Here is a 17,577-nt window from a genome sequence, read left to right on the forward strand (position 1 = left end):
GAGCTGATGTCTAGAGGGTCCGCGGTCCCGGGCCGGCGCGGTGGCACCGGCCCGGGCGCGAGGCGTCAGTTGACGACGTCGTCCACGGAGGGCGACTCGTTGCGCGAGAGGTTGATGCCCAGGTTGGCCGCGGCCCGCTCGAGGTCCTCGTCGTCGCCGTCGCGCATCTCGATGGCGGCGCCGTCCGAGGACAGCACCTCCACGTTGAGGCACAGCGACTGGAGCTCCTTGAGGAGCACCTTGAAGGACTCCGGGATGCCCGGCTCCGGGATGTTCTCGCCCTTGACGATCGCCTCGTAGACCTTGACGCGGCCGAGCACGTCGTCGGACTTGATCGTCAGCAGCTCCTGCAGCGTGTACGCCGCGCCGTAGGCCTGCATCGCCCAGCACTCCATCTCACCGAAGCGCTGACCACCGAACTGCGCCTTACCACCGAGCGGCTGCTGCGTGATCATCGAGTACGGGCCGGTCGACCGGGCGTGGATCTTGTCGTCCACCAGGTGCAGCAGCTTGAGGATGTACATGTAGCCGACCGCGATCTGGTGCGGGTACGGCTCGCCGGTACGTCCGTCGAAGATCTGCGCCTTGCCGTCCTGGCCGACCAGGCGGACCCCGTCGCGGTTCGGCAGCGTCGAGCCCAGCAGCCCCGAGATCTCGGTCTGGCGGGCACCGTCGAACACCGGGGTGGCGGTGTTCGTGTCGGGCTCCACCCGGCGCATGTCGTCGGGGAGGTTCACGGCCCACTCGGCGGTGTTGTCCGCGTCGACCTCCCAGCCGCTCTTCGCGATCCACCCGAGGTGGGTCTCGAGGACCTGGCCGATGTTCATGCGTCGCGGCACGCCGTGCGTGTTCAGGACGATGTCGACCGGCGTGCCGTCCGCGAGGAACGGCATGTCCTCGACCGGCAGGATCTTGCCGATGACACCCTTGTTGCCGTGGCGGCCGGCGAGCTTGTCGCCCTCGGAGATCTTGCGCTTCTGGGCCACGTAGACGCGGACCAGCTCGTTGACCCCGGGCGGCAGCTCGTCGTCGTCGTCCCGCGAGAACACGCGGATGCCGATGACCTTGCCGGTCTCGCCGTGCGGGACCTTGAGCGAGGTGTCGCGGACCTCGCGCGCCTTCTCACCGAAGATCGCGCGGAGCAGGCGCTCCTCCGGGGTCAGCTCGGTCTCGCCCTTCGGCGTGACCTTCCCGACCAGGATGTCGCCGTCGGCCACCTCGGCACCGATGCGGATGATGCCGCGCTCGTCGAGGTCGGCGAGGACCTCCTCGGAGACGTTCGGGATGTCCCGGGTGATCTCCTCGGCGCCGAGCTTCGTGTCGCGGGCGTCGATCTCGTGCTCCTCGATGTGGATCGAGGTCAGGACGTCGTCCTGCACGAGACGCTGCGACAGGATGATCGCGTCCTCGTAGTTGTGCCCCTCCCACGGCATGATCGCCACGAGCAGGTTCTTGCCCAGGGCCATCTCACCGTCCTCGGTGCACGGCCCGTCGGCGAGGACCTGGCGGGCCTCGACGCGGTCGCCCTCGGAGACGATCGGCTTCTGGTTGATGCACGTGCCCTGGTTGGAGCGCGTGAACTTGTGCAGCCGGTGCGTCGTCCGCTGGCCGTCGTCGTCCATGATCGTGATGTAGTCGGCGCACAGCTCCTCGACCACACCCGGACGGTCCGCGGCGATGACGTCGCCGGCGTCGACCGCGGCGCGCAGCTCCATCCCGGTGCCGACCAGCGGCGACTCGGAACGCAGCAGCGGCACCGACTGACGCTGCATGTTCGCGCCCATGAGGGCGCGGTTGGCGTCGTCGTGCTCGAGGAACGGGATCATCGCCGTCGCGACCGACACCATCTGGCGCGGCGAGACGTCCATGTAGTCCACGCGCGTCGGCGCGATGAGGTCGACGTCGCCGCCCTTGCGGCGGACCAGCACGCGGTCGTCGAGGAAGCGGCCGTCCTCGTCGAGCGGCGCGTTGGCCTGCGCGACGACGAAGCGGTCCTCCTCGTCGGCGGTCAGGTAGTCGATCTGGTCGATGACGACCCCGTCGACGACCTTGCGGTACGGCGTCTCGATGAAGCCGAACGGGTTGACCCGCGCGAAGCTCGACAGCGACCCGATCAGGCCGATGTTCGGGCCCTCCGGGGTCTCGATCGGGCACATGCGGCCGTAGTGCGACGGGTGGACGTCCCGGACCTCCATGCCCGCGCGCTCACGCGACAGACCACCCGGGCCCAGCGCGGAGAGCCGGCGCTTGTGCGTCAGGCCCGCGAGGGGGTTGGTCTGGTCCATGAACTGCGAGAGCTGCGAGGTGCCGAAGAACTCCTTGATCGCCGCCACGACGGGACGGATGTTGATCAGGGTCTGCGGCGTGATCGCCTCGACGTCCTGGGTCGTCATGCGCTCGCGCACGACGCGCTCCATGCGGGAGAGCCCGACCCGGATCTGGTTCTGGATGAGCTCGCCGACCGTGCGCAGGCGCCGGTTGCCGAAGTGGTCGATGTCGTCGGTCTCGACCGGGATCGTGTCGCCGTTCTCGGCCGCCACCTCGGTCTCCCCCGCGTGCAGACGCACGAGGTAGGAGATCGTCTGGATGATGTCGTCCTCGGTCAGCGTGCCGGTCGACGGCTCGACGTCGAGGCCCAGCTTCTTGTTGACCTTGTAGCGGCCGACCTTCGCGAGGTCGTAGCGCTTGTCCTTGAAGAACAGGTTCTCCAGGAGCGTCTGCGCCGACTCGCGCGTCGGCGGCTCGCCCGGACGCAGCTTGCGGTAGATGTCGAGCAGGGCCTCGTCCTGGCCGGCCGTGGCGTCCTTCTCGAGCGTGGCGAGCAGCGTCTCGGAGAAGGAGAACTTCTCCTGGATCTGCTCGGTGGTCCAGCCGAGGGCCTTCAGCAGCACGGTGACCGGCTGGCGGCGCTTGCGGTCGATGCGGACACCGACGGTGTCGCGCTTGTCGACGTCGAACTCGAGCCACGCCCCGCGGCTCGGGATGATCTTGACGCTGAAGACGTCCTTGTCCGTCGTCTTGTCGACGGTGCGGTCGAAGTAGACGCCGGGCGAGCGCACGAGCTGCGAGACGACCACGCGCTCGGTGCCGTTGATGATGAACGTGCCCTTGTCGGTCATCACGGGGAAGTCACCCATGAAGACCGTCTGGGACTTGATCTCACCGGTCGTGTTGTTCGTGAACTCGGCCGTCACGAAGAGCGGGGCCGAGTAGGTCATGTCCTTGTCCTTGCACTCCTCGACGGAGGCCTTCACCTCGTCGAAGCGCGGGTCGGAGAAGGACAGGGACATCGAACCGGAGAAGTCCTCGATCGGAGAGATCTCCGCGAGCACCTCCTCCAGACCACCGACCGGAGTGTCCTCGCCCGCGTCCACGCGGCGCTCGAACCACTCCTCGCTGCCGACCAGCCACTCGAAGGACTTGGTCTGCAGGTCGAGGAGGTCGGGGACCTCCAGCGGCTGGTCGAGCTTGGCGAAGGAGACCCGGAGGGGAGCTCCGGGGAACGACGCGTGGTGGTTCGAGGACCTGGTGGCGCGGGTAACTGCCAAGATGCGTCCTTCCGGAACAACGCTGTCTGACGCTGTCAGTAGCTCGTCCGCCTGAGACGCAGCGCTATGCCCCGGGCGGCCGATTCAGCGCGGCCTTCGGGGTACCCACGGGTGACGTGGAGACACGACAAGGCAGCGCGATCCGACAGTCTAGCCACGGGTGGGCGCACGTGTCGAACACCCCCCTACCGTGACGCGCCTGCGGGGTCCGGACCGGGGGTCCGGGACCGACCGCGGGGTCGGACGTCGGGGGTCTCGCGCTGGGAACAGAGTGACCGGTGACCACGCTCGCGTCAAGTCCGACGCGCAGCCGAACCGGGCGCGTCGCGTCGCTCCCGTCGCAGGTCAGAGCCACCCCGGACGACGACGAGCCCGGGAGACGACCCCATCGTGGGGTTCGCCTCCCGGGCTCGGGGCCGCGGGAGCGGGCGGTCAGACCGGCTTCAGCTCGCTGATCTTCCAGCGACCGTCCTCCTTGACGACCTGCACGGTGAGCAGGCCGGGGGCGTTGGTCGTCTGACCGTTCGTCGTGCGCTCGGCGGTGAACTGGACCAGCGCCATGATCGTCGCGCGGTCCGACGAGAGCTGCTCGACGCCGATGTTCAGCACGGTCGCCGTCTGGCGCAGCTTCTGGTCCGTCGCCGGCTTGCGGATCGTCTGCTCGAAGACCGAGAGGTACTCGGAGGCGAAGGTGCCGGTCGCCTGCGTCTTCGCCGCGTTGACCGAGTCGTCGAGCTTGGTGAAGTCGTAGGAGAGGATCTGCTCCATCGCCTGGCGGGTCTGGCCCACCACCTCCGCGGTGCCGCCGACGTCCACCACGGCCTGGTTGGCGTACGACGTGCCGTCCGCGCGGTCGGCACGGGCGGCGAGGAACGCCCAGGTCCCCAGGCCGAGGCTCAGCACGAGCACGACGGCGAGCACGGTGATCAGGCGCCGCGGGTTCGCGCCGAGCGCCGCCACCGGGCGGGTGACCGCCCCGGCGACCCGCCCGAGGCGGGACTCCCGGGTCGGCTCCGCGGCCGCGGCCGGGCGGGCCGGGGCCGGCCGGTCGAGCACGGCGGTGCCGCCCCGGCGGGGTGCGGGCTCGGCCGCGGTCGGCGTCATGGTCCGGCCGGTCCGGCGGGCCTTCGGGGTCGGTCGCGCGGCGCCGCCGTCGCGGTCGGCCGGCCGGGTCGCGGTCGTCGCGGCACCGGACGCGTCGCCGTCGTCGGCCGGCGTGGTCTCCCCGGCCTCCGGGGTCGTCGGCTCCGCGGTCGCGGGCTCCGCCGGAGCGGTGCCAGCGGTGCCTGCGCCGACGGTGTCGTCGGGACGGACGTCCGCCGGGGCGACCTCGGTGGGGGCGGTGCCCGACCGGGTCTCCTCGACGGACTCCGACGCGACCTCCGGGCCGGCGTCCGGGGTGGCCTCGCCGGTCACGCCGCGGCGGCCCGGGGCGCGGAGGCCCGCGACCTTCGGGCGCCGGCCGGCGGGGGCGGTCGTCGTGGTGCTGCGGGTACGGGGCGGCATCGACGCTCCCTCCTCTAGCTCTGGCCCGCGGTCGGGGCGGCCTTCGAGGCCTTCCACCCGTCCGGCGTGCGTTGCATGTCGACCTGGAAGAGCTGCTGCTTCTGCGTGGGCGGCTGGTTGGCGCTGGACGCCGTCACGTTGATCGCGACGAGGGCGGACGCGGTGCCGCGGTCGTCGTCGAAGGCCGTCAGCGAGGCCCCGGCGGGCGTCGCGACGACGGACGCCTGGGCCTTCTTGAGGCTGTCGGCGAACTGCTGGCGGACCTTCTGGTACTCGGAGAGCATCGGGTCGGTCAGCGAGGTCTGGGCGGCCTGCAGGTCGGCGTCGACGGTCTGCGGGCGGACCGTGTTGATGTTGACGACGATCTGCTCGGCGGCGTCCACCGCGACGTCGCGGTCGCGCGCCTGGTTCGCGGTCGGGCCGTGGGCTCCGACCCACCAGTAGAAGCCGGCCGCGACGGCCGCCGCGAAGGCGAGGACCGTCAGGACGGCGAGGACGCGGATCGTCGTCCGCTGCGACGGGGCGTGCGGGCCCCGTCGCGGGGAGGACGGCTTCTCGAGCGTGTCGGTGGTGGGCAGGGTGCTCAGCTCCTCGGGGTGGGAGGCCCGCCGGTCGTGGTCAGCCCAGGCCGGGGATGACGATCGGCGGGGCACCGCGCCCGGAGTTCGCGAGGACGTCGGCTGGGGACGACGACGTCGCGCTGAACGCGGTGGTCTGGTCTGCATTCTGCGACGAGGCCTGTGACGCCGATGACCCGGGGTTCCCGTTCTGGTTCTGGCCGGGGACCGGGGCCGGCTTCTGACCGGGCGTGTAGGGCGTCGCAGGCACGGGCGTGATGTTCGGGAACGTCCCGGGCGGAGCGGTCGGACCGTAGTAGAACTGGTTCGGGTCCAGGATCTCGCCGTACGGCCGCTTCGAGCCGTCCAGCTCCGGCGTGTGCTGCGCACCGCGCGGGTTCACCTGGCCGCCCTGGGCGCAGAACACCCGGGTGTCCATCGGGATGAAGCTCTGGTCCGTCGCGGGCCGCCAGCCGGCGTCCGGCTGCAGGTAGCCGTCCCGGCAGTACGGCGGGTCCGCGATGTTCAGGACCAGGCCGAAGTGCACCCGGCCGTCCCCGGGCACCACGGCGGGCGCCACGGCGGACAGGCCGGGATAGGTGACGAGCAGCTGCTCCACCCCGGCCAGGCGGGGCTGGATGATCCGGACCGTGGTGAGCACGTTCGCGATGACCCGGGACAGGTCCGGCCCGGTCTCCCGGATCAGGCCCTCGAGCTGCTCGGCGGCGGGCGGTGCGGCCCGGACCAGGCGGCGCAGGTTCGGGTCGTCCGCCTTGAGCTGCGCGGTGAACAGGTTGAGGTCGCGGCTGAACGACAGGATCTGCGGGCCGAGGCTCGCCTGCGTCGCGAGCACGGTGCGGCCGTCCCGGAGCAGCTGGGTGGTCTGCGGCAGCTGCTGGATGGCCGTGGCGACCAACGCGTTCGAGCTGTCGAGGAGCCGCTGCAGGTCCGGCCCCGTGCGGTCGAAGGCGGTGTAGAGCTCGTCGACGGTGGTCCGGAGCTCCGGGATCGGCACCGAGGTGGCGAGGGTGTTCAGGTTCGCGAGCAGGCCGTCGATCTGGGTCGGCGTCCGCACCCGGTCGACCGGGATGACCGACCCGTCCTCGAGGTAGGGCCCGCCGTCGCGCGGGGGCTGCAGGTCGACGTACTGCTCACCGACCGCGGAACGGTTCGCGATCACGGCCACGGCCGAGGCCGGGACCTCCGGAGCCTCGTTCTCGATCTCGAGGTCGACCTCGAGGCCGTCGGGCGTGATCCGCATGTCGCCGACCTTCCCGATCTCGACGCCGCGGTAGCTCACCGACGCCTTCGGGAAGATGCCGCCCGAGTCGCGCATCTCGACCTTGACCGTGTACGGCCCGAGCCCGATGAGCGAGTCGGCACCGACGTAGCGGAAGGCGATGTAGCCGATCCCGACGACCGAGAGGACGACGAAGAGGATCAGCAGGTTCCGAATCTTCTTCGTCATGTCAGTTGCCCTCGCCCTGCGTCGGTGCGGTCGACTCGCCCGACCCGGCCGGTGCGTCCGTCCCGGTGCCGGCCGGGACATCGCCGCCGGTCGTGCCCCCGGTGCCCGCCCCCGGTGTCGTGGCCGCGGGAGCGCCCGTACCCGTCGTCGTGGCGGTGGTCGGTGCGCCGGTCGCGGGGAGGCCCGTCACGCCCGGGAGGGCGATCAGCGGGTTCCCCGTGGCCCGTGCCAGCTGCTGGTTCTGCAGGAGGGCGAAGATCTGGTTGAGGTTCGTCGCCCCGGGGTTGATCCCGAGCAGGTTCTGCAGCAGGCCCTGGAGCGAGATCTCCAGGGACACGTCGATGTTCGCGAAGTCGCCCTTGATGACGTTCAGGGCGTTGTCGGCGAACGGGATCGTCAGGAGGATCTGCAGCGAGCCCGGCAGGGCGTCCCCGGAGGCGATGAGGTTCTGCAGGATCGGCTGCAGGGCGTAGAGGTCGGCGATCGTGTTCTGCCCGGCGCGGTTGATCACGTCGGTGCCGACCACCGACAGCCGCTGGAGGGCCTGCAGCGTGCCGACCAGCAGGCCGCGCTGCTGGTTGAGCACGTCGAGCCCGGGCTGCAGGTTGTCGATGACGTTCGCGATCTTGGCCCGCTGGTCCGCCAGGGTCTTGGCCAGCCGGTCGACCGAGTCGAGCGCCCGCACGATGTCGGCCCGCTGCTGGTCGAGGGTCCCGACGAACACGTTGAGGTTGTCCAGGAGTGCCCGGATCTGGCCCTCGTTGCCGGACAGGGCGTTGTTCAGCTCGCGGGAGATCGTCTGGATCTTCTCCACGCCGCCGCCGTTGAGCAGCAGCGAGAGCGCCCCCAGGACCTCCTCGACCTGTGCGCCGACGTCGGTGCGGTCGAGCGGGATGACCGCCCCGTTCTGCAGCCGGCCCTGCGGGGCCCCGATCGCCGGGTTGCCCAGCTCCACGAACTTCTCGCCGAGGAGGCTGGTCTGGCGCAGCCGGGCCATCGCGTTCGCGGGCAGCATGACGTCGCCGTTAACCGACATCGTCACCTCGGCCGTCCACCCGTCCGGCGCGAGCCGCACGTCGCGGACGACGCCCACGGGGACGTCGTTCGTCCGCACACTGGCGTTCGGGACGAGGTCGACGACGTTCGAGAGCAGCGCCGTCACGGTGTAGGGGTTGTCGCCGAGCGACGCGCCGCCGGGGAGCGGCACCTCCTGGATGGACTGCAGGCCACAGCCGGACAGGCCCACCGCCGCGACGAGCGCGACGGCCGCGAGCCGCCAGGCGTGGCGGCGACGTGTGGTGGTCACCGTCCCCCTCCGGTCGTGAGTCCCGTGATCAGGTCCTGTCCCGGCTGGGTCAGCGGGGCGGTGTCCTGGGTCGCCTCGCGCGGGGTCAGGCCCTGCGTGGCGCCCGCCAGCAGGTTCGTCGCGAGCGGGGCGACCGTCTGGTTCTGGTTGAGCAGGCCCGCCAGCTGCTGGAAGGGCACCAGCGCCTGGTTGAGCGCCTGCACGCCCGCCGGGGTCTGCGTGGCACAGGCGACCTGTCCGGCCGCCAGCAGCGGCGGCAGCGGCACGTTCTGCGGCACCGGCAGGAGCCCGCCGTTGAGCAGGCCGCAGAGCAGCTGGGACCGGCTGATCGGCGGGAGGTTGAACCCGGGGAACAGCACGGGCCGGACGTCGAGGGTGTCCGAGCTCGCGTTGAACGAGTTCGTCAGGTTGCCCAGGGCGAGCGGGGCGGCGTCACCGATCTCGGCCAACGCCCGGCTCTGCCGGACGAGGATGTCGGTGATGCTCGCGAGCTGGCCGACGTCGGTCCGCAGCCCGTCCCGGTTCTCCCGGACGAACGACGCGACGTCCTCGAGGGCCGGCGGGAGCACCTGCAGGACTTGCGAGAGGTTGCCGCGCTCCGCCGCGAGGAAGCCGGAGATGTCGGCCAGCTGGTTGTTCAGCAGCCGCACCTGCCCGTCGTTGCGGGCGAGCATGTTGGTGAAGACACCGAGGTTGTCGACGGTCGCGAAGAGGTTGCCGCGGTTGTCCGACAGCGTCCCGACCGCACCGGCGAGCTCGGTGATCGTCTGCTTGAGCGCCTCGCCGTTGCCGCCGAGGGCGTTCGCCGAGGAGCGCAGCAGGCCGTTGAGCGCGCCGTCCTTGTTCGCCCCGTTCGGACCCAGCGAGGTCGCGAGCTGGTCGAGGCTCTGGTAGACGCGGTCGAGCTCCACCGGGACCGCGGTGCGCTGGACCGGGATCACGGCGCCGTCGTTCATCATCGGCCCGCCGGTGTAGGCCGGGCCGAGCTGGACGTACCGGTCCGAGACCAGGGTCGGGGCGACGATCACGGCCTTCGCGTCGGCCGCGACCGGCACCCGGTTGTCCACCCGGAGCTCGACGCGGACGACGTTGCCCTGCGGGGTGATGTCCTCGACGGTGCCGACCGGGACACCGTTCACGTTCACGGTGTTCTTCGTGTAGAGGCCGACCACGCTCGTGAAGTACGCCGTGATCGTGCGGGAGCTCCCGCGCTGCAGGGCGTACCAGAGGCCGCCCGTCGCGACGAGCGCGACGATCAGCACGATGGCGAGGGTCCGGGCGAAGCTGTCGAACAGCGTCGTGAGGCGCGTCGTCACGGGTCAGCCCCCTCCCTGGGTCGGCTGCTGGGCGGGCGCCGGGGCCGGCGCGGGCGCCGCCTGGCGCTGGCCGATCGCGGCGGGGTTGATGAGCGGCACGCCGCCCGGGAACAGGGAGTTCAGGTCGATCCCGGCCTGCTGGCCGGCCTGGAGCAGGGGCTGACCGAGCTGGTTGACCGCCCCCGTGATGACCGGGGAGCCGGGCGCCAGGTTGCCGAGCAGGTCGGTGAGGAACCCGGCGGGGTTGCCGCCCGCTGCGCCCGGGTTGCAGGCCTGGTCCAGCGGCGGGTCCAGGTTGCAGATGTAGGCGTCGAACCAGCGGCCGTTGCCGACCACGTTGGCGAACACCCGGACGAACGGGGCGAGCAGGCGGATGCCGTTCTCGAGGTTCGCCGAGTTCTCCTGCAGCGTCGTCAGGACGCCGTTGAGGCTCTCCAGCGTCGGCCCGAGCGTCGCCCGGTTGTCCGCGACGAGGCCGCGGAGCTGGTTGGACAGCGCGATCGTGCCGTTGAGGAGGTCGTCGATGGCGGCCTTGCGGCTGCGCAGCTCCCCGAGCAGCAGGTTGCCGTTCTGGATGAGCACCTCGACGTCGCGGTTGCGGTCGGCGAGGACCTGCGTCGTCGCCCGCGTGTTGGCCAGGAGCTTCGCGAGCTCCTGGTCGCGGGAGGAGATCGTCCGGGAGAGCCGGGAGAGCCCGTCGAGCGCCGGCCGGATCGGGCCGGACGCCCCGTCGAGGGTCTGCGACAGCGTGTTGAGGCTCTCGCCGAGCTGGTCGGTGTTCAGCCCCTCCACCGTGGTGGTGAGGTCGGAGAACGCCTGGATGACGTCGAACGGGGCCGTGGTGCGGCTGCGCGGGATGGACACGTCCGGGTCCAGCGCCTGCGAGCCCTCCGGGTCCAGCGCGATGTACTTCTGGCCCAGCAGCGTCTTGATCTCGATCGAGGCGCGGGTCTGGTCCCCGATCCAGGCGTCCGGCGCCTTGAACGAGATGACCACGTCGTTGCCGTCGAGGGCGACGTCGGTGACGGAGCCGACGCGGATCCCGGCGACGCGCACGTCGTCGTCGGGCTGGACGCCCGCCGCCTCGCCGAAGCGGGCGGTGTAGGTCGCCCCCTGCCCGATGAGGGGCAGGTCGCGGATGTTCAGCGATGCGAGCACCAGGAGCACGAGGACCAGCAGGCTCACCGCGCCGATGATGATCGGGTTGCGCTTGCGGAACGGCTTCATCCGCTGCATCGGTACTCCGTCCCCGGGAGCGGAATGGAGATGTCGATCTGCGGCGGCAGCGGCAGCTGGATCGGCCCCGGGAGGGTCGTGTCCAGCTTCACGCCGGCCGAGCAGAGATAGAAGTTGAACCAGGAGCCGTAGCTGCCGGCCCGCCCGAAGTTGTTGGCCTTCTGCGGCGTGTTCCGGAGGAAGTTCTCCACGAGGCCCCGGTTGCGGTTGAGGATGTCCGCCTGCTGGCCGAGCTTGACGATGTCGTCGCGCAGCGGCGGGCGGGCGTCGGCGAGGAAGCCGGCGGTCACCTGCGTGAGGTCGGCGATCGGTTGCAGGGTGGACCCGATGGCCACCCGGTCCTGCGCGAGGCCGCTCACCAGCTGCTGCAGCGACACGATGAGGCTCGAGAGCTTGTCGTCGCGGGCGTTCACGGTGTCGAGCGTCAGGTTCAGGTTGTCGATGACCCGGCCGATCACGGCGTCGCGGTCGGCGATCGTCGAGGTCAGCGACGCGGTGCTCGCGAGCAACTGGTTGATGTTGCCGCTCTCGCCCTGCAGCACCTGGATGATCTCGAACGACAGCTTGTTCACGTCGTCCGGGCTCAGCGCCTGGAACAGCGGCTTGAACCCGTTGAAGACGACGGTGAGGTTCAGCGGCGGCTGGGTCTGGGTCACGGGGACGACCCCGCCCGGCTCCAGGAACTGGTTCATCGGCCCGTTGCCGCGCTGGATGTCGAGGTACCGCTGCCCGACCAGGTTCTGGTACTTGATCGCGTAGCGGGCCCCGATCGGGAGCTTCCGGGTCTCGTCGACGGTGAACGAGACCTCCGCGACCGACCGGTCGACGACCTCGACGTCGTTGACGCGACCGACCCGGACGCCGGCGATCCGCACGTCGCTGCCCGCGATCAGGCCCGACGCGTCGGTGAAGCGGGCCTTGTACTGCTCGGTCGAGCCGAAGAAGTTGTTCTGGATGGTGCCCAGCAGGAGCACCACCGAGAGCACGGTGACCAGCGCGAAGATGCCCAGCTTCACCAGCGGGGCGACGACGCCCCTCATCGGAGCTCCACCGTGGTGCCGCGCATGGTCGCGCCCGTCAGGTAGGGGGCGAACGCCGGCACCTGCGACGGGGCCACGCCCATCTGCATGGCGGTCAGCTCGGTCACGAAGCTGCGCTCCTCCGGGGAGTTGGGCGTGTTCGGCAGACCGATGTTGGCCGCGTCGATCCGCGCCGCGCCCTGCCCCGCGGTCGGCGCCGGGGCGGTGCTCGTGCCGGGCGTGCCGCCACCGGTGGTGGCGGGATTCGCCTGGCGGGTCTGCACGCCGCCGTTGTCCCCGCCGGTGGCGTCCATGTTCGCGTTGGACGCGGCGGGCGGGGCGTACGAGCCGTCCGCGAACGGGCCGCCCGGCGGGTACTGCGGCGCCTTGCCGTTGACGAAGTAGCAACGCGGCCCGCGCTTGTCGCGGAAGGCCGGGCTGTCGCTCGGCACGTACTTGCCGCGGTCGATGACGATCTCGGCCGCGATCTGGATGCCGGTGTCCGGCTTGAGGACGTCGTTGATCTTCGGCGTCAGGTCGGTCAGCTGCTGGAACAGGCAGGGGAACTCGGGGCTGTACCGGCGCAGGAGGTCGAGCACCGGATACGACCGGGCGGCGAGCTCGATGATGTTGTCCCGGTTGGCCGCCAGGAACGTCGTCGTGACGTCGGAGGCGGAGGTGACCGAGCGGAACGTCGACTCGAACGCCGCGCGCTCCTCGACGAGCGTGCGGCTCGTCGTCACCAGGTTGTCCAGCGCGGAGAGCAGGTCCGGCAGCGCGGCGTTGTAGATGTCCGCGGTCGGGGCCAGCAGGCGCAGGTCGTTGATGAGGTCGGGCAGCGACGGGTTGATCCCGGTGAGGAACTGGTTGAGCTGCACCAGGGTCTGACCGGTCTGGGTGCCACGCCCGGAGAGCGCCTGCGAGATCGCGCCGAGGGTGTCCGAGAGCTTCTGCGGCTCGACCGCCTGGATCACCGGGAGCAGGTTGTTCAGCACCTGCTCGGTCTCCACCGCGTTCTGCGAGCGGTCCTCGGGGATGAGGTCCCCGCCCTCCAGCCGTCGCTGCGTGGGGTTCGGCGGGATCTGCAGGGACACGTAGCGCTCACCGAAGAGCGTCTTCGGGATCAGCCGCGCGGTGACGTTGCTCGGGATCGCGGAGAGTGCGTCCGGGTCCATCGCCATCTCGACGGTCGCCTTCTGCCCGTCCGAGGACACCGACCGGATCTCGCCGACGATGACGCCGCGGACCTTGACGTCGCCCTGCGCCGAGAGCTGGTTGCCGACCGTGTCGGTCTGCAGCGTCACCATCTCGACGGACTTGAACACCTTGTTGAACTGCGCGAGGCACAGCCCGATGACGAGCGCGATGATCACCAGCAGCGCGACCCCGTAGAGGCGGCGGCGCGTGGAGGACAGCGGGGGGCGGAGGTCCTTCACCGGCGCGGTCATCCGGCGATCCGGACCGACGTCGTGGTGCCCCAGATGGCCAGGGTCAGCAGGTTGTCCAGGACGGTGAAGACGACGATCGAGTTCCGCACCGCGTTACCGACCGCCACGCCGACGCCCGCGGGGCCGCCGCCGGCGTTGTAGCCGTAGTAGCAGTGGATCAGGATGATCGCGAAGGCGAAGACCAGGACCTTGGCGAACGAGTAGACGACGTCCTCGGGCGGCAGGAACAGGTTGAAGTAGTGGTCGTAGGTGCCCGAGGACTGCGTGTAGAAGTTCGTCACCAGCAGCCGGGACGCCAGGTAGGAGGCGACCAGGCCGATGACGTAGAGCGGGATCACCGCGATGAAGCCGGCGATGACGCGCGAGGTCACGAGGAACGGCAGCGAGGGCACCGCCATGACCTCGAGCGCGTCGATCTCCTCGGACACCCGCTGCGCGCCGAGCTGGGCGGTGAAGCCGGCCCCGACCGTCGCGGACAGGGCGAGCGCACCGACCAGGGGCGCCACCTCACGGGTGTTGAAGTAGGCCGTCACGAAGCCGGAGAAGGCCGAGGTGCCGATCTGGTTCAGGGCCGAGTAGCTCTGCAGACCGACGACCGAGCCGGTGAAGAACGTCAGCGTCGCCACGATGACGACGGTTCCGCCGATGAGCGCCAGGGCACCCGAGCCGAAGGCGACCTCGGTGAGGAGGCGCAGCACCTCGCGCTTGTAGCGGCGCAGGGTGCGGGGGATCCAGCCGATCGTCTTCGCGAAGAACGCCGCCTGGTCCCCCATCGTGTCGAGGACGCCCAGGGGGCCGTCCACGAGCGCGCGGGCGCGACGCGTGATCACTGCCATCGTGATGTGTCTCCGGCTGTGTGGGGAGCGAGCCGCATGAGGTGGTCCGGACCTAGAACTTGTTCGGTGGGACGAGGTTCAGGTAGACCGCCGTCACGATCACGTTGATCGCGAACAGCAGGATGAACGTGATGACCACGGCCTGGTTGACCGCGTCCCCCACGCCCTTCGGTCCACCGGAGGGGTTCAACCCCCGGTAGGCCGCGACGACGCCGGCCGCGAGGCCGAACAGGACCGCCTTGATGAAGCCGACGAGCAGGTCGCTGGGCTTCGAGAGAGCCGAGAAGCCCTGGATGTAGGCGCCCGGGGTGACGCCCTGCAGGACCACGTTGAAGTAGTAGCCGCCGGCCACGCCGACGATCGAGACCAGACCGAACAGCAGCGCCGACACCAGCATCGCGGCGAGGACGCGGGGGACGACGAGGCGCTGGATGGGGTTGATGCCCAGCACCTCCATCGCGTCGATCTCCTCACGGATGGTGCGGGCGCCGAGGTCGGCGCAGACCGCCGAGCCGCCCGCGCCCGCCACCAGGAGGGCGCAGATGACCGGGGCCGCCTGCTGGATGACCGCCAGCGTGCTGGCCGCGCCGGAGAACGACTGCGCGCCGAACTGCCGGATCAGCGACCCCAGCTGCAGGGAGATGACCGAGCCGAAGGAGATCGAGACCAGCGCCGCGGGCAGGATGCACACCCGCGAGATGAACCAGCACTGCTCGATGAACTCCTTGGTCTGGAACGGCCGCTGGAAGATGCCGACGAAGATGTCCAGACCGAGGGCGAAGAGCTTGCCGGTGGCGGAGAGTGCCCCCGCGCCCGGGAAGCGCCCGGCGGTGATGCGGGAGGTCACGAGTCGCTCCGGCGGAAGAGCCGGCGCAGGCCGCCCTCGGAGCGCTTGCGCTCCGAGCCGGAGCCGGAGTCGGACGAGGGGGTGTTCGCGGGGTTGGCGCCGCCGGCGAGCTGGTCGGCCGCGGACTGCTCGCCGCCCTCGGCGCCGGTCGCGGCGGGCATCGCCCACCCGGAGCGCTCGTCCCCGCGGTCCGAGCGGTCGGCGATCGCACCGGGCGTCGCCACGAGCTGCGTCGGGCCCTCGTCGGGCCCGGTCGCCGAGGACGAGTCCTGCGCGACCGGAATCTGCTCGGTGCGCTGGTCGTCGTCGGCGTCCTTCCCGGGACTGGTCGCGGTGTCGTCGGCGGCCGTCTCCGTCATCTCCGAGCTCGACCCGGAGGCGTCCTCGGGAGCCGCGCCGCTCTCGTCGGACTTCTCGTCCTCGGACTTGGTGTGCTCGCCGGCCTGCGGGAGCACCACCGTGCCGCCGGCGTAGTCGTCGACCGGAACGCCGACCAGCGGCTCGTCGGACTCCGGCGGCTCCGGCGGCGCCTTGCGGGCCTCCGCGTCACCGTCGGGGTCACCCGACCCGGGCTCGCCCCCGGACTCCGCCGGCGACCCCTCGGTCATCGACTCGGTCTGGTTCTCCTCCATCGCCTGGTAGCCGAACGGGTCGGCGTCGGAGGGCGGCTGGTCCCGCGTGACCTCGATCAGTTCCGTACGGTCCTGGTCCTTCGAGATCCCGTACCGCTGCATGTCCTCCTCGGTCAACGACTCGAGGATCGCGGTCTGCGCCTTCTCCGGCAGGGTGTGCAGGACCTGCATGACCCGGTCCTTGCGCCGCTGCACCGCCTTGCGCTCACCGAGGCCCTCGGTGGGCAGCAGCTGCGGGTCGATGAACGACTCCTCGGACTCCGCCGACCCGCCCTGCTTCTTCAGCTCCTCCATCTCCGCCTCCATCTGGGCGGTGTCCTTCTCCTCGGACATCCCGATGGGGCCGATCCGGCGACCCTGCAGGAACTGCTGCACCACCGGCTCCTCGGAGGTCAGCAGCACCTCCCGCGGCCCGAACATCACCAGGTTCTTCCGGAACAACATCCCGATGTTGTCCGGCAGCGACCGGGCGGTGCCCAGGTGGTGGGTCACGATCAGGATCGTCGCGTCCAGCTGGGTGTTCAGGTCCACGATCAGCTGGTTCAGGTACGCGGTGCGGACCGGGTCCAGACCCGAGTCCGGCTCGTCGACCAGGATGATCTCCGGGTCGAGCACCAGCGCCCGCGCCAACCCCGCGCGCTTCTTCATCCCACCGGAGATCTCGCCGGGCAACTTGTCCTCGGCGCCGCCCAGACCGACCAGGTCCAGCTTCTCCATGACGATGTCCTTGATCTCGGACTCGCCCTTGCGGGTGTGCTCGCGCAGCGGGAACGCGATGTTGTCGTAGAGGTTCATCGACCCGAACAGCGCGCCGTCCTGGAACAGCACCCCGAACAGCTTGCGGATCTCGTAGAGCCGCGACTCCGAACACCGAACCAGGTCGGTGTCGTGGATGAAGATCGAGCCCTTCTCCGGCTTCAGCAGCCCGATGATCGACTTCAGCAGGACCGACTTACCGGTACCCGACGGTCCCAGCAGCACACTGACCTCACCGGCCGGCAGCGTCAGCGTCACGTCGGACCAGATGTTGGAGCTGCCGAAGGACTTCGAGAGGTTCTTGATCCCGACCTCGACGCCACCCATTGAATTCCTCCCGGCCTGGTGTCCGACCTCGCCGTGGGACGGACCGGGCCGTTCTCGTGACCCGTCCGAACTGTGCGCCCGACCACGGCGCGACGGCCCGAGGAGTCGGGCATCACAGCGACAACGACCTGCGCTGCGGGAGGTTACTGGACGGGTAACCCGGGTCACCCGTCAGGGATACCCCTGCGTACGGCGGAGCCGGACGCGCGGCGAACGGGTGAGCGAGAACCGGAATTCGCTGGTCCGAACGGTCCAGGAACGACGACGGGGCGGGGTCCGTGTCGGACCCCGCCCCGTCGTGCGAGTGATGGCGCGTCTACCCCCTGCGGGAGAGACGCGTGCCGGATCAGCTCAGGCTGACCTTGGCGCCGGCCTCCTCGAGCTTCGCCTTGGCGGCCTCGGCGGCCTCCTTGGCGACACCCTCGATGATCGGCTTCGGCGCGCTCTCGACGAGCTCCTTGGCCTCCTTGAGGCCCAGGCCCGAGACGACCTCGCGGACGACCTTGATGACCTGGATCTTCTTGTCGCCGGCGGCCTCGAGGACGACGTTGAACTCGTCCTTCTCCTCCTCGGCGGGGGCGGCGGCGCCGCCCGCGGCGGGCGCGGCGGCCGCGGCGACCGGGGCGGCCGCGGTGACCTCGAAGGTGTCCTCGAACTTCTTCACGAACTCCGAGAGCTCGAGCAGCGTCATGTCCTTGAAGGCGTCGAGCAGCTCGTCGGTGGAAAGCTTCGCCATGGTGGCGGTCCCTCTTTCTGCGTTCAGGGGGTGGTGTCG

12 protein-coding genes and 1 pseudogene are annotated in these 17,577 nt (G+C 70.4%); all 13 read right to left on the reverse strand.

Annotated elements, in window-relative coordinates; all coding sequences use genetic code 11:
• Positions 1-65: 65 nt before the first annotated feature.
• The gene (rpoB, locus tag ACQPYX_RS27310) at positions 66-3,548 is read right to left on the reverse strand and encodes a DNA-directed RNA polymerase subunit beta (protein ID WP_433800429.1); all 3,483 of its coding nucleotides are present in this window, start codon (positions 3,546-3,548) and stop codon (positions 66-68) included.
• Between the two features lie 432 nt (positions 3,549-3,980).
• On the reverse strand, positions 3,981-5,054 hold the full coding sequence (locus ACQPYX_RS27315) for a hypothetical protein (protein ID WP_433800430.1): 1,074 nt from the start codon (positions 5,052-5,054) through the stop codon (positions 3,981-3,983).
• Positions 5,055-5,068: 14 nt separating this feature from the next.
• Positions 5,069-5,707, reverse strand: coding sequence for a hypothetical protein (locus ACQPYX_RS27320; RefSeq protein ID WP_433800431.1), 639 nt, complete (start codon positions 5,705-5,707; stop codon positions 5,069-5,071).
• Complete coding sequence (locus tag ACQPYX_RS27325) at positions 5,673-7,079, reverse strand: MCE family protein (protein ID WP_433800432.1); 1,407 nt, start codon at positions 7,077-7,079, stop codon at positions 5,673-5,675. Before ACQPYX_RS27325 ends, ACQPYX_RS27320 begins: the two co-directional genes overlap by 35 nt.
• 1 nt (position 7,080) lies before the next feature.
• Positions 7,081-8,385 (reverse strand): MCE family protein, encoded by a 1,305-nt coding sequence (locus ACQPYX_RS27330; RefSeq protein ID WP_433800433.1) that lies wholly within the window; start codon positions 8,383-8,385, stop codon positions 7,081-7,083.
• Positions 8,382-9,701, reverse strand: a complete 1,320-nt coding sequence (locus ACQPYX_RS27335) for an MCE family protein (RefSeq protein WP_433800434.1) — start codon at positions 9,699-9,701, stop codon at positions 8,382-8,384. Before ACQPYX_RS27335 ends, ACQPYX_RS27330 begins: the two co-directional genes overlap by 4 nt.
• A 3-nt stretch (positions 9,702-9,704) precedes the next feature.
• On the reverse strand, positions 9,705-10,937 hold the full coding sequence (locus ACQPYX_RS27340) for an MCE family protein (RefSeq protein WP_433800435.1): 1,233 nt from the start codon (positions 10,935-10,937) through the stop codon (positions 9,705-9,707).
• Positions 10,925-11,977, reverse strand: a complete 1,053-nt coding sequence (locus ACQPYX_RS27345) for an MCE family protein (RefSeq protein ID WP_433800436.1) — start codon at positions 11,975-11,977, stop codon at positions 10,925-10,927. The genes ACQPYX_RS27340 and ACQPYX_RS27345 overlap by 13 nt, the downstream gene beginning before the upstream one ends.
• Positions 11,974-13,404, reverse strand: a complete 1,431-nt coding sequence (locus ACQPYX_RS27350) for an MCE family protein (protein WP_433800437.1) — start codon at positions 13,402-13,404, stop codon at positions 11,974-11,976. The genes ACQPYX_RS27345 and ACQPYX_RS27350 overlap by 4 nt, the downstream gene beginning before the upstream one ends.
• Positions 13,401-14,240, reverse strand: a complete 840-nt coding sequence (locus ACQPYX_RS27355; RefSeq protein ID WP_179795287.1) for an MlaE family ABC transporter permease — start codon at positions 14,238-14,240, stop codon at positions 13,401-13,403. Before ACQPYX_RS27355 ends, ACQPYX_RS27350 begins: the two co-directional genes overlap by 4 nt.
• 52 nt (positions 14,241-14,292) lie before the next feature.
• Positions 14,293-15,087, reverse strand: a complete 795-nt coding sequence (locus tag ACQPYX_RS27360; protein ID WP_286051515.1) for an MlaE family ABC transporter permease — start codon at positions 15,085-15,087, stop codon at positions 14,293-14,295.
• A 716-nt stretch (positions 15,088-15,803) separates the two neighbouring features.
• Positions 15,804-16,802 (reverse strand): annotated as a pseudogene (locus ACQPYX_RS27365) (ABC transporter ATP-binding protein); the annotation flags it as partial.
• A 346-nt stretch (positions 16,803-17,148) separates the two neighbouring features.
• Positions 17,149-17,538 carry a 50S ribosomal protein L7/L12 gene (gene rplL, locus ACQPYX_RS27370; RefSeq protein ID WP_433800438.1) on the reverse strand — a complete coding sequence of 130 codons (390 nt, stop codon included), beginning with the start codon at positions 17,536-17,538 and terminating at the stop codon, positions 17,149-17,151.
• Positions 17,539-17,577 lie beyond the last annotated feature (39 nt).

It is taken from the genome of Actinomycetospora sp. CA-084318, from assembly GCF_050955885.1.
Lineage (GTDB): Bacteria > Actinomycetota > Actinomycetes > Mycobacteriales > Pseudonocardiaceae > Actinomycetospora.

Excerpts from the sequence above, each read along its gene's own strand:
- rplL (WP_433800438.1), bottom strand. The coding sequence starts at position 17,538 with ATGGCGAAGCTTTCCACCGACGAGCTGCTCGACGCCTTCAAGGACATG.
- ACQPYX_RS27350 (WP_433800437.1), bottom strand. The coding sequence starts at position 13,404 with ATGACCGCGCCGGTGAAGGACCTCCGCCCCCCGCTGTCCTCCACGCGC.
- ACQPYX_RS27340 (WP_433800435.1), bottom strand. The coding sequence starts at position 10,937 with ATGCAGCGGATGAAGCCGTTCCGCAAGCGCAACCCGATCATCATCGGC.
- ACQPYX_RS27325 (WP_433800432.1), bottom strand. The coding sequence starts at position 7,079 with ATGACGAAGAAGATTCGGAACCTGCTGATCCTCTTCGTCGTCCTCTCG.
- ACQPYX_RS27315 (WP_433800430.1), bottom strand. The coding sequence starts at position 5,054 with ATGCCGCCCCGTACCCGCAGCACCACGACGACCGCCCCCGCCGGCCGG.
- ACQPYX_RS27355 (WP_179795287.1), bottom strand. The coding sequence starts at position 14,240 with ATGGCAGTGATCACGCGTCGCGCCCGCGCGCTCGTGGACGGCCCCCTG.
- ACQPYX_RS27345 (WP_433800436.1), bottom strand. The coding sequence starts at position 11,977 with ATGAGGGGCGTCGTCGCCCCGCTGGTGAAGCTGGGCATCTTCGCGCTG.